We start from the raw sequence: 11,622 nt of genomic DNA on the forward strand, positions 1-11,622 counted from the left end.
CCGCTTTCGGCAAGACCGTTGTTGCCGCCGCTCTGATCGCCAGACGCGCGCGAAACACGCTGGTTCTCGTCCACCGCCGCGAGCTTCTCGCCCAATGGAGCGAGCGCCTCAAAGCTTTCCTGTCGATCGAGGCAAAGGATATCGGCGCCATTGGCGGGGGGCGCCGGAAACCGACCGGCGTCGTCGATGTCGCGCTAATACAGAGCCTGGTGCGTCGTGGCGAGGTGTCCGACCTTGTCGCGGACTACGGTCATCTCGTTGTCGACGAATGCCATCACCTCTCCGCATCCAGTTTTGAATTGGTCGCCAGGCGGGCGAAGGCGCAGTACGTGCTCGGATTGTCCGCGACCGTGGCGCGCAAGGACGGCCATCACCCCATCATCTTCATGCAGTGCGGGCCTGTCCGGCACAGGGTCAGCGCGCGGGCCCAAGCGGCCGAGCGAGGCGTCATCCATCGTGTCTCGATCAAACCGACGAAATTCCAGTTGCCGCCAGCCTTGGCCGGACTGGACCGCCAGCCCATGCCCGCGGTGTATGCCGCGCTCGCGCAGGACCAAGCCCGCAACGATCTGATTTTCGACGATGTGCTGAAGGCCCTAGAGGCCAAGCGCTCCCCCATCGTGCTGACTGAGCGCCGGGACCACCTGGATTACCTTCAGCAGCGCTTCTCGCGCTTCGTCAGGAATCTCGTCGTCCTGCGCGGCGCGATGTCAGCCGCCGAGCGCAAGGCGTCGGAGGCAACGCTGCAAGTCGCGGACGATCAGGAGCGGCTCATTCTAGCGACCGGCCGCTATATCGGGGAAGGCTTCGATGATTCTCGGCTCGACACGCTGTTCCTGACCATGCCTTTTCCTGGAAAGGCACGCTGGCGCAATATGTGGGCCGGCTTCATAGACAGCGCGATGGCAAGGCCGAGGTTCTGGTCGTCGACTACGCCGACGAGATGGTGCCCATGCTCGCGCACATGACGGCGAAGCGACGGGCCGGATACCGTGCGCTTGGCTACACGATCGAACAATCATCGGCGCAATCCCGGTGATCGCCTTTAGGCCGCATTAGCGCCCCCCAAACGCGACCTGCCGAGCCTACCAAACTGCCCGCTCGGAGCGCCGGCCAGTCACCCTTGAGATTCCGACGGCGGCCGCAAAGCACTGCATGCCCGGTCCCCAAAACGCGCCTGTCCAAAGGGGTTGTTGCACACACTTTTGGACACATACGTTTTTCTGATAGCTTGTAACAGACTGTTTTTATGATATATTTCCGCAGTCTAGTCGGAACCAAGCGTCGTCTGGGTCTCGACGATGAACGGTCCTGGATCATCGTCCCCGAAGCGAACCGCTTCGTTTGGCCGGTCCCCGATCTTCGCCCGCGTACGCCCGGGGACACCGCTTCCGCCGCTTACGGCAAGCTGCCGGCGAAGCTGTTTGAGGACGTGCGCGACAAGCTGGCTGCCGCGATCGAGCGTCGGCTCGCGCGCGCCTTGAAGAGAAGCTGACGCCGACGTTTCGAAGGAAAGCCGCCCGGCTTCAGCCGTTGGCGACCACGCGCAGCGCAGGCGTTGCGCCTGGGCGTTCGCCGCGGATCTGGGCGACCAGGTCGAAGAGCGCACGACGCACGGCGGCGACATCGCCGCGCTCTGCCAGGATCTCGATCTCTTCCAGGTGGGCCGTCGAGATGCGCACCGGTGAGTTGGAGACCACCTCCAGCACCTTGTGGGCGCACGGCAGCGAGCGCTCGGTCTCGTCCAGGAGGGCTTCGGTCAGTTTCTCGCCGGGGCGCAGGCCGGTGATCTCGATCTCGATCTCCTTGCCGGGCGTGCGGCCGGAAAGCGCGATCATCTGGCGGGCCAGGTCCATGATCCGCACCGGCTCGCCCATTTCCAGGAGGAACAGGCGCGCCTCGCGGCCTTCGCCCTCGGCGCAGGTGGCAGTGGCGTGCAGCACCAGCTGGCTGGCCTCCGGAATGGTCATGAAGAAGCGTTCCATGTCCGGGTGGGTCACGGTGACAGGTCCGCCGCGCTCGATCTGCGACTTGAAGATCGGCACCACCGAGCCGCCGGAGCCCAGGACGTTGCCGAAGCGCACGGCGGAGAAACGCGCGCCCTGGCCGGCGTTCTGCTGGGACTGGATGACGCTCTCGGCCAGGCGCTTGGTCGCGCCCATAACATTGGTCGGGTCCACGGCCTTGTCGGTGGAGATCAGCACCATCTGGCCCGCGCCGCTGGCCTTGGAGGCCTCGGCCACGTTCCAGGTGCCGATGACATTGGTCAGCACGCCCTCGCAAGGGTGCTGTTCCACCATCGAGACGTGCTTGAGCGCCGCGGCGTGGAACACCAGGTCGGGCTTTTCGGAGGTGAAGGACTGGGTGACCCGCGAGGCGTTGCGGACGTCGCAGAGCACCGCCTGACGCGACATATGCGGGTGGGTTTCGCTCATCTCCCGGTCGATCTCGAACAGCGAGGTCTCGGAAAAGTCGAGCATGGTCAGGTGGCCGCAATGGAAGGCGGCGACCTGGCGGCAGAGCTCGGCGCCGATCGAGCCGCCGGCCCCGGTGACCAAGACGCGACGGCCCCGGATCAGGGCGCCGATGGCGTCGCGGTCGAGCTCGATGGGCTCGCGGGCCAAGAGCTCCTCGATGTTGATGTCGCGCATCGGCAGCAGGGTGACGCCGTCGTGCTGGGCGAGCTCGACGATGGAGGGCAGGCGCAGCAGGCGGATGCCGTCGGTCTTCAGCCGGCCGAGCTGGTCAGCGGTGAGCCCCTTCAGGCGGCCCGGCTCCTCCAGGAAGAGGATGGCGCGCGGGTAGCGGTTCCAGCGGCGAAGATCGGCCAGGGCCTCGTCGAGGTTTTCGAGGCTCTCGATGACACAGACGCCGCGCACCTGCTGGCCGACGTCGCGCGGGTCGGGACCGACGATGCCGACGGGCGTGTAGGTGCGGTCGTGGCTGCGGGCCATGTCGCGCAGGTAGCTGTCGGCCAGGGACGGCGGGCCGATGAGCAGGAGCGAGGGCGACTGGGTGATCCGGTCGGCCACGGTCTTCAGCGGTGAGAAGCTGTCGAGCGCGTGCTCGTGCAGGGCGCGGCGCAGGATGCGCACGCCCATGGAGCCCACCATCTGGAACATCGGCGCCAGCAGCAGGGTCGAGCGCGGCAGGCCGCGGCCGCGGTCGATGATGAAGACCCAGATCAGGAAGACGCCGATCGTCAGGACCGCGACGCGGGCCAGCACCAGCGCGTCGGGGATCGAGGCGTAGCGCCAGGGCGACAGCTCGCGGCGGAACAGCATGCTGAAGCCGCCGGCCAGCGCGGCGTAGAGCACGGTCAACTGCACGAGGTTCAGCGACGGCAGGCTGGTGACGAGGTCCAGCGACGGCGATGCGGAGGAGGCAATGGAATAGGCGAGCGTGAAGGCGATGGCGGCCAGGATCACGTCGGCGACGATGGTCTGGGCTCGAAAAGCCATCCGCTCCATGCGCCGCGCTCCGTTAGCTCTTCGAATCGTCAACATAGCCCCGGGTGCGCGACCGTCTACCGAAAGTGGCGGGATAAAGTGTTACTGCGTGGGTTGTTGCAAGCCGCGCACATTCTATGCGCATCCGCCAAGCGCGCGACCTTAGAAAGCAGCGATCTCTGACGCAATGGAAAAGCCGCCGCCCGCGAGGGCGACGGCTCTCCGGAAAGCCTCCAGAGGCGCGAATGCCCTAGAACAGGACGCCGGTCTCAATCAAGGCGCGGGATTGTTCGTCCTTGTTGGCGAAGGCCCCGAACAGGGCGCCTTTGGCGCCGCCGTCGACCTTCACATAGGCCAGTTCGGCGCGCACGAAGTAGGTCTTGAACTGGACGGTCGGGGTCAGGGTGAACGACCAGGCGTCGCTCTTGGGCCCGTAGAGCAGGCTCACGTCCGAACCCGACGAGGAGATGTACTCCACGCGGCCGGCCACATTGAACATCGAGGTGAGGGAGTATTTGCCCAGGATGGCGGCGCCGAAGGTCGAGGCCGAGCTCGGCAGGCCGAAGGAGACGTCCTTCGGCGTGGTGGTGTACTGGATGTAGGGATTGACCATCCATTTGTCTTCGGTGTGGGTGTACATCACGTTCCACACCGTGCCGTTGTTCTGCGCGACCGGGGTCACGAAGGTCGAGCGCGAGGTCTTGTCGAAATTGCCCGACGCGGCGACGGCGATCGTGTCCTTCATGGTGGCCGTGTAGGTCACCAGGCCCGACACCGTGCTGTAGTGCTCGGAGAAATAGCCGTCATTGACCGAGACGGACACAGCCAGAGGGCCCTTGGTGTAGTTCGCCTGGACGCCGCGGCTGATCGCCGGCTCCTGGTTCCACAGCAGGCCCCGCAGGATGTTCAGGTTCTGGAAGGTGAAGGTGTATTCCGCGCCGATCAGGGTCGGCAGCTCCCCGATCTCGAAGCTGAACGCCGCGTTGGGCACGATCTTGATATAGGCGACCGGTACGTACTTGTAGGTCTCCTCGGTAAAGCGGGGCGAGGTGGCGACCGGCGTCCCGAGCGAGGGGATGTTGTAGTCGCCAGCCTGGACATAGAACTGGAAGACGCCGTCGGTCTTCTGCACCTCGAATTGCACATTGCTGATGTCGCCCTTCCGCTTTTCGCTGGGTGGCCCCGCGGCGGTCTGCGCCATCCCGAACGCCGTCACCTGGCCGCTGACCCAGATCTTGCCGAGCGGCCCGAGGTCGGCGCTAAGCGGGTCGGCGTTCGACGACAACGAAGCGGACATCGACGGCGAGGCCAGGGCCATCGGCCCGGCGGGCGCGGCCGGAGCCGCAGCGGCGGCCGGAGGCGTGTCGTCGGCGCGAGCGGCGCCGGCGGCGGCCAGAGACAGCGCCGCGACGCCCGTCAGGCTGGCGATCTTGAAAGCCTTCATTCGTATATCCCCTTGTTCCCGGCCTGCGCTGTCCAGTTTGACTGGATCCGGACCGTGCCCGGACATCGTCGCGGGCGGCCCCCCGAGATCAACGCTCGCTAACCGGCTATTGCCGCGCTTCTGGGCAGTGATGAATGTTTAGGCGTCCCAGCATAAAGGCGCCATTCGTTTGGGCGCCCATGGGCATAAGGGAGATGTAATGACGCCGGGGAGACTCAGGCGATGAATTTCCGCAGTCCGCGCGCCGCAAGGGCGAGCGTCCGGGCAGAATCGGATCGCTCTGCTATATTTGGCGTCGACGCCCATCACGGTCGCAGACACGGCTCACGACATGCCGGTCCGCCATCTGTCCTGGTTCGTAACTCTGGCGCACCAGCGTCATTTCGCCTGGGCGGCGGCGGCCATCGGCCTCCACATCGCGCTTCCGAAAGCCGCAGCGCTCTTTTTGAGGACTCAGCGGGCGACCAGGGCGCTGTAGCCCAGGTGGGAGCCGCCATCGACCAGCAGGGTCTCGCCGGTCACGTGGCGTGAGGCCTTCGAGGCCAGAAAGACCGCCGAGGCGGCGATGTCGTCCGGGGTCGAGGCGACCTTCAAGGGCGTGCTGGCCGCGGCGTTGGCGCGGATGCGGTCGGCGGCGGCCTCGCCCAGGCCCTTGCCGAACCAGGGCGTGTCGATGAAGCCCGGGCAGACCGCGTTGACGCGGATCTTTGGGGCCAGCGCGCGGGCCAGCGACAGGGTCATGGTGGTGAGCGCGCCCTTGGAGGCGGCGTAGGGCACCGAGGAGCCGATGCCGATCACGCCTGCGATGGAGGCGGTGTTGACCACCGCGCCGGGCTGCGGCGCGGCTTCAAGCAGGGCGCGGCAGGCGCGGACCATCTGATAGGCCCCGACGACATTGACCGCATAGAGATCGAGGAAGTCCTGTCCCGACACCTTGTCCAGGTCGGCGTGGTTGGCGAATTTGGTGGTCCCGGCGTTGTTGAAGAGCGCGTCGATGCGGCCGAAGGGCTCGGCGGCGGCGGCGATCCCGCGGCAATCGTCGTCGGAGGCGACATCGCCCTGAACCAGCACGGCCTGGGCGCCCTTGGCCTCCACCAGGCGAGCGGTTTCCTCCGCCTCCGCCTGGCTGCGCGCGTAGTTGATGACGACCGCCTTGGCGCCCTGACGCGCCGTCTCCACGGCGATCGAGCGGCCCAGACCTGTCGAGGCGCCGGTCACCACCACCACGAAATCCTCGAATCCACCGCCGGCCATGATCGTCTCCACCCTGGTTTGCGGGTTTGATAGCGGCAAGCGCCGCGGCTGTCTCGGTTGCGGGCGGCCGACGCGGCGGCTAAAGCCGCGCCCATGGACGAGACCCACCTGACCCAGCTCGGTCGCGAGGTTCGGGGCTTTGCGAGCCCAGATGAGGCCGTGCTCGAACGCGTGGCCAATCCGCAGGCCGACACGCTCTATCTGGCGCGCTTCACAGCCCCGGAGTTCACCTCGCTCTGCCCGGTGACCGGCCAGCCGGATTTCGCGCACCTGGTGATCGACTACGCGCCGGGCGCGTGGCTGATCGAATCGAAGTCGCTCAAGCTCTATCTGGCGTCGTTCCGCAACCACGGGGCGTTCCACGAAGACTGCACAGTGGCCATCGGACGGCGGATCGTCGAGGTGGCCGAGCCGCGCTGGCTGCGCATCGGCGGCTATTGGTTCCCGCGTGGCGGAATCCCGATAGACGTCTTCTGGCAAAGCGGGGCCCCTCCGGAGGGCCTGTGGCTGCCCGATCAAGGCGTGGCGCCCTATCGTGGCCGGGGCTGAGGCCCCAATTCCAGCAAGTCTATTGGGCGACGGACCGGTTCCGCGCTTCGATTACTGGGCAAAGGCGAGCAGGACTCGTCGAGGTCCATCCGTTTTCATCACGAAACCCGGAGCAGGCGTCCGAGGGACTGGCGGCGGACAATTCTCCTCTCAGGCGAAACGCGCGGCTGCTGTCGGATCGCCCTGTTCGCGCTTTGCAAAACCGTTGATCGCGCCTATAACGCTTAGGCCCATCTCTCCTCGGGCGTGTCACTTCAGGCCGGACGGCGTCCCGCGTCGTCCGGCCGTCGTGTTTCGGCGGCTCGGCGACCTTCTGGCGCCGCCGCCATCGCACCCATCTCCGCATCAGCAAGAATCTGCAGGGTCGCCCGATGGCCCTTCATCGCTTTGCTTCGGATCTCGCCAGATCAGGCCGCATCAGCCGCAACATTCCGGTCGCGTGTGAAGCTGGCGAAACATCCCTCTCGGCCCCCACCCCTGGCTGATCGCCCAGCCCGCTGACGCCCGAATTGCCGACGTCTTCGAAGGACAGGTGCGCCGCCGCCAACCTTACAACCGCGGTGGTCGACCGAAGTCGACCGCAATCCAGGTCAGCAACAGGTACGACAACGCCGCCAGCCTCGCGGCCAGCGGCGCTCGTCGTGGGAATCCTTCCGAAGATCAGGCGACCGCCATAGCCATTCTGCGACGCGAACGAAGGGCCGCCCCGAGGCCGCCGAAGCCCAGCACCATCAGGGCCCAGGAGGACGGCTCGGGAATGCCGCCGCCACCGCCGTTGCTGGGTGCCGACTCGCCAAGGAACGCCAAGCCGTCGATGGTGTCATCGATCTCGCCAAATGGCTGGAAGCCACCGTTCAACTGTACCCCGGCGAGGGTGTAGGGCACGACCGATCCGCCTTCCAAGCCTACCCACATGATCCCGTCAGTGGGGTCATAGGCCAGGCCACCGGCGTTCGAGGGCGTGCTGAACTCCGGCGTAAATGCGTTTGTCGTTGGGTTCCAGATGCCCACCTCCCGTCCGGACCATTGGGTGATCCAGATCTGGCCGCCGACGAAGGACATCCCCACGACGTCGGGCTGGGACTGGTTGGACAACACCTGTCCGGTGTTGATATCGATCTGCTGAATCCCGTTGCCGTACTGAGCGTGGTAGAGTTCGGTTCCGGTCCAGATCATGTGGGAAGTCGGCCCAGCGCTTGCGCAAGGCGCTCAGTGGGCGGGCGGCTCCGGATAGCGATAAACCTCGATCTCGCCCTCCTGAATGATCCGGTAGTTGGTTGGTGTCCCGCCCCGGAATTCTCCGGTCGCGTAGAGCATTGCGGCCTGCATCTTTGGCCAGGTCCAATGTCTCGGCGCTCAGGTTGAAGCTGACTTGGTCCTCAACGCTGACAGCACACCGACAGCATTCGCATGGCCTCGGTTTGCCGGATCGTGCGCTGGTCGCCCAGCATTGACTAGGGCTGAGATCGCGACGGCCGCCTGCGCAAACGCGCAGGGCTTTGTCAGCATCAGGCTCTCTGGGACACCCTGTGAACCCCATTCGCTGCCGTTGCCGCTAACATAGACGACGGGTATTTCCGGAAGGAGTTCCCGCGCACGCCTTGCCACAGCCCAGCCGCTCGGTCCTTTGCCAAGGTCGATGTCGGTCACCAACCCTCGAAATCGAACTGGCGCGGCCTCGAGCGCGGCAATCGCAGCGCCTCCGCTGGACACCGTCTCCACCGCGAAGCCGGCCTCGATGAGATTCGCCTCCATGATCTCATGGAGGAATGTGTCGTCCTCAACGTAGAGCAAGAGAGCCGCTGGTTCGGTCGGGGACATCAAGACTCCTGTGGAGCTACAGTCCCCCGACCACCTGGACTCCCTAGCACTGCGTCAGGACGTCACATGATGATGTACTTTAATAATTCAGCGTTTCTCAAAACAAAATCCGAGAATTGCACCTTCATGCAAAATACTAATTCATGTTTGACGCGTTTTTCTCTTGGCCTGCCAAGATTTCGAAATGATGTCCTCAAGCTTTTGCTACCAACAGGCTGAACTGTGTGAAGCTCGCGGGACCGAGAGCGCAGGGGATTCGCTCCGCGCGCAATGGCTGGAAATGGCTCGCCACTGGCGCGGCCTGGCCGGCGACGACAATGCTCAAGCGACGACCGCGCGCTTGATGGCGGAGGCTCGGCGGCCAGCTTGAGTCTCCCAGTGCGGGGCGGCCGGTCAGGCGACAGCGCGCTTGCTCAAGTGAAGATAGTTCGCGTCGAACCCTGCGAAGGCCTGCAGCCCGTCGACGTCCTTGATGGTGAGCGACCTGCCCCGCCAGCTTATGAGGTCCCGTCGCCGCAGCTCCTGGAGCGTGCGGTTCACGTGCACGCTAGTGAGGCCGACGGTGTCGGCCAGCTGCAATTGGGTCACCGGCATCCTCAGCACATTTCCAGGCGCCTGACCGACGGCCTGCAAACGGTCCCGTAGTTCGCAGAAGAGGTGGGCGATCTGACGGTCAGCGGGGCGGCGGCCCATGCCAACCAGCCATTCGCGCAGGATCGCCTCGTCGACCAGCGCGGCCCACCAGAGCGCCCGGCTGAGCGCGGGACTGGTCTCCGTCAACTTCACCACCGCCTCGGGGCGGATCAGCGCGATCTTCGAGTCGCTGAGCGCGCCGATATTGTGATCCATGCTGCCCAGGATCGCGACATGCAGATCGCAGAAATCGCCCGGGACCAGCCACGCCATGATCTGGCGGCTGCCATCCGCCAGGAGCTTGTATCGACAGGCGGCCCCCTCCAGGACGACATGAACATATTCCGGCCGGTCGCCTTCCGCGATCATGTCCTCCCGAGCTGCGATCCCTTCGACCGCCGTCACGGAGCGCTCAAGCGCGGCGATGTCGGCCGGCGATAGGATGGCGCCGTGCTGCAGCTTCCGGACGAGGACGTCGAGCATGGGGCGTACTCCGAGTTCGCAATCGATGTTCGCCAAGCTAACCTATGTGGTAGAGTGCCATATCGCCGGCCGTGGTTTCCATGGGCGCCGGCGGCCGAGAGACACTTGCGCTCCCGCCTGATTTTCAGCGGGTTTGATCATGCCAGTCTTTACCTTCTACATCTGCAAGCGAGACGGTTCATCCACCTCGTTCGAGGCCTTTGAACTGGAGTCCGATAGGGACACGCCAGATCGCGCCACCGCGATGCTGGCGGAGCACTTGAGCTGCGCCTTCGTCTCCGTCTGGCAGGGTGAGCGAGAGGTGCTGACTCGGCGGCGCCGACCCCCGCGCGCCGCCGCGCGTCGAGTGGAGATCCGCACTATGCAGTGAGGGTGGCGCGCCCAACGAGGGCGCGAGCCACGCTCCTAGTCTTCCGCGCTGTCCCAGATGCGTTCGCGAGACTTCTGGAGCGCGGTTACCCAGCGCCTACGGTCTCCGAATGGCCGTGACCTCAGGAAGTCCGCTTCCTTGATTGGCGTCGAAGCCAATCTTCTGACCGACCTTGAGGCCCTTCAGCAGCGAGGGCGGGTTGGCCTTGAAGCCCATGGTCATGGCCGGCCAGCCCAGCGAGGTGATCGGCTGGTGCTTGATGGTGAGGGCGCCAGCCGCGGCGTCGATCCGGTGATGACACCGGTTCCCTTGCCAGTCTTCGTGGCGGAGGCCGGCATGCCCGCCATCCCGGCCATCGGCGTGGCCGCGGGCTGTGCCATGGCGGTTTCGGCGGTGGTGAAGGTCAGGATGGTGGCCAGGGCCAGCAGGTAGGCTCTCATGGGAAACTCCTTTGGGGTTGAGAGGTGGAAGCGGCTTTGGATCGACGCCGGCGCAGCAGCAGGTAGCCGGCGGGGATGGGATCGTTGGGATCGGCTAAGCTTTTGCGGAGATTAGGACACCCAATCTCCGCATATCCTGCGGATATTCGAGTTGCATTTTGCGGGGATAGTCGGCTATAATCTCCGCAAAAGGTGCGGGGAATGGCGCAATATATCCACGAACTCAAAGGCTGGCCGAAATTCGTATGGAGCCACGACAAGCTCGCTGCGAAACTCGCCAGCATCCGTCATCGCCAGGGTTTTCTCGTCGGACGCATGGAAGCCCTCGGCATTCAGCTACGCGCTGAAGCCGTTCTCCAATCCCTCACCGAAGAAGTCCTGAAATCCAGCGAGATCGAGGGCGAGATCCTCGACCGTGAACAAGTGCGCTCCTCCATCGCACGTCGTCTTGGCATGGACATCGGCGCGCTCACGCCTGCCGATCGCAACGTCGAAGGCGTCGTCGAGATGATGCTCGACGCCACGCAAAATTACGCCGCGCCGCTCACGAAGAAGCGCTTATTCGATTGGCACGCCGCACTGTTTCCAACAGGGCGTAGCGGCATGACTAAGATCAAGGTCGGTGGCTGGCGTGACGGTAAGGCCGGCCCGATGCAGGTTGTCTCGGGTCCTTTAGGCCGCGAACACGTCCACTACGAAGCGCCGCCAGCTGAAAAGCTCGATCCCGAAATGCGCGCTTTCTTGGCCTGGTTCGACAGCAAGGAAAATGTGGACCCGGTGATTGCGGCGGCCGTCGCGCACCTGTGGTTCGTCACCATCCACCCCTTCGAGGACGGCAACGGGCGTATCGCTCGCGCCATTGCCGACATCGCGCTCGCCAGGTCGGAGCAAAGCCCGCGGCGCTTCTACAGCATGTCCGCGCAAATCCGCGCCGAGCGGAAAACCTACTATGAAATCCTGGAGCGCACCCAAAAGGGCGACCTCGACATTACGGCCTGGATCGACTGGTTCCTCGACTGCCTCGACCGCGCCTTCAGCCGTGCGGAGATCATCCTATCCTCGGTCCTGGCGAAGGCGCGCTTTTGGGGGAAGCACGCGGCAGCGAAGATCAACGACCGCCAACGCCTCGTCCTCAATCGCCTACTCAACGGCTTCGAAGGCAAGCTGACTTCCTCGAAG

11 protein-coding genes are annotated in these 11,622 nt (G+C 64.9%); 3 read left to right on the forward strand and 8 right to left on the reverse strand.

Features of this window, described 5'->3' with window-relative positions; translation table 11 throughout:
- On the forward strand, nucleotides 1-968 hold a 968-nt coding region (locus E8A12_RS11685; RefSeq protein WP_293368850.1), incomplete at its 5' end, for a DEAD/DEAH box helicase family protein.
- A 558-nt stretch (nucleotides 969-1,526) separates the two neighbouring features.
- Here the strand turns inward: E8A12_RS11685 and E8A12_RS11690 are convergent.
- The 3 genes from E8A12_RS11690 to E8A12_RS11700 all read right to left on the reverse strand — a co-directional run bounded on the left by E8A12_RS11690 (nucleotide 1,527) and on the right by E8A12_RS11700 (nucleotide 6,147).
- Complete coding sequence (locus E8A12_RS11690) at nucleotides 1,527-3,461, reverse strand: nucleoside-diphosphate sugar epimerase/dehydratase (RefSeq protein WP_293368852.1); 1,935 nt, start codon at nucleotides 3,459-3,461, stop codon at nucleotides 1,527-1,529.
- Nucleotides 3,462-3,699: 238 nt separating this feature from the next.
- Nucleotides 3,700-4,893, reverse strand: coding sequence for an outer membrane beta-barrel protein (locus E8A12_RS11695; RefSeq protein ID WP_293368854.1), 1,194 nt, complete (start codon nucleotides 4,891-4,893; stop codon nucleotides 3,700-3,702).
- Between the two features lie 453 nt (nucleotides 4,894-5,346).
- On the reverse strand, nucleotides 5,347-6,147 hold the full coding sequence (locus E8A12_RS11700) for an SDR family NAD(P)-dependent oxidoreductase (RefSeq protein WP_293368856.1): 801 nt from the start codon (nucleotides 6,145-6,147) through the stop codon (nucleotides 5,347-5,349).
- Nucleotides 6,148-6,240: 93 nt separating this feature from the next.
- On the opposite strand from E8A12_RS11700, the gene queF reads away from it, so the two are divergent.
- Entirely contained in the window at nucleotides 6,241-6,696 is a 456-nt protein-coding gene (gene queF / locus E8A12_RS11705) for a preQ(1) synthase (RefSeq protein WP_293368858.1), read from the forward strand.
- 660 nt (nucleotides 6,697-7,356) lie between these two features.
- On the opposite strand, the gene E8A12_RS11710 is transcribed toward queF, so the two are convergent.
- The 5 genes from E8A12_RS11710 to E8A12_RS11730 form a co-directional block, all read right to left on the reverse strand.
- Nucleotides 7,357-7,872: a PEPxxWA-CTERM sorting domain-containing protein gene (locus E8A12_RS11710; protein WP_293368860.1), complete on the reverse strand. Its 516-nt coding sequence runs from the start codon at nucleotides 7,870-7,872 to the stop codon at nucleotides 7,357-7,359.
- A 180-nt stretch (nucleotides 7,873-8,052) separates the two neighbouring features.
- The gene (locus tag E8A12_RS11715) at nucleotides 8,053-8,517 is read right to left on the reverse strand and encodes a response regulator (protein ID WP_293368862.1); all 465 of its coding nucleotides are present in this window, start codon (nucleotides 8,515-8,517) and stop codon (nucleotides 8,053-8,055) included.
- A gap of 393 nt (nucleotides 8,518-8,910) precedes the next feature.
- Nucleotides 8,911-9,633 carry a Crp/Fnr family transcriptional regulator gene (locus E8A12_RS11720; RefSeq protein WP_293368864.1) on the reverse strand — a complete coding sequence of 241 codons (723 nt, stop codon included), beginning with the start codon at nucleotides 9,631-9,633 and terminating at the stop codon, nucleotides 8,911-8,913.
- Between the two features lie 466 nt (nucleotides 9,634-10,099).
- Nucleotides 10,100-10,291, reverse strand: a complete 192-nt coding sequence (locus E8A12_RS11725; protein ID WP_363212020.1) for a copper-binding protein — start codon at nucleotides 10,289-10,291, stop codon at nucleotides 10,100-10,102.
- Nucleotides 10,222-10,443, reverse strand: a complete 222-nt coding sequence (locus E8A12_RS11730) for a hypothetical protein (RefSeq protein WP_293368866.1) — start codon at nucleotides 10,441-10,443, stop codon at nucleotides 10,222-10,224. The genes E8A12_RS11725 and E8A12_RS11730 overlap by 70 nt, the downstream gene beginning before the upstream one ends.
- 201 nt (nucleotides 10,444-10,644) lie before the next feature.
- Between E8A12_RS11730 and E8A12_RS11735 the strand changes: the two genes are divergently transcribed.
- Nucleotides 10,645-11,622 (forward strand): Fic family protein (locus E8A12_RS11735; RefSeq protein WP_293368868.1); only part of this gene is annotated, 978 nt, incomplete at its 3' end.

It is taken from the genome of Phenylobacterium sp., from assembly GCF_004799395.1.
In the GTDB taxonomy this organism is placed as follows: Bacteria; Pseudomonadota; Alphaproteobacteria; order Caulobacterales; family Caulobacteraceae; genus Phenylobacterium.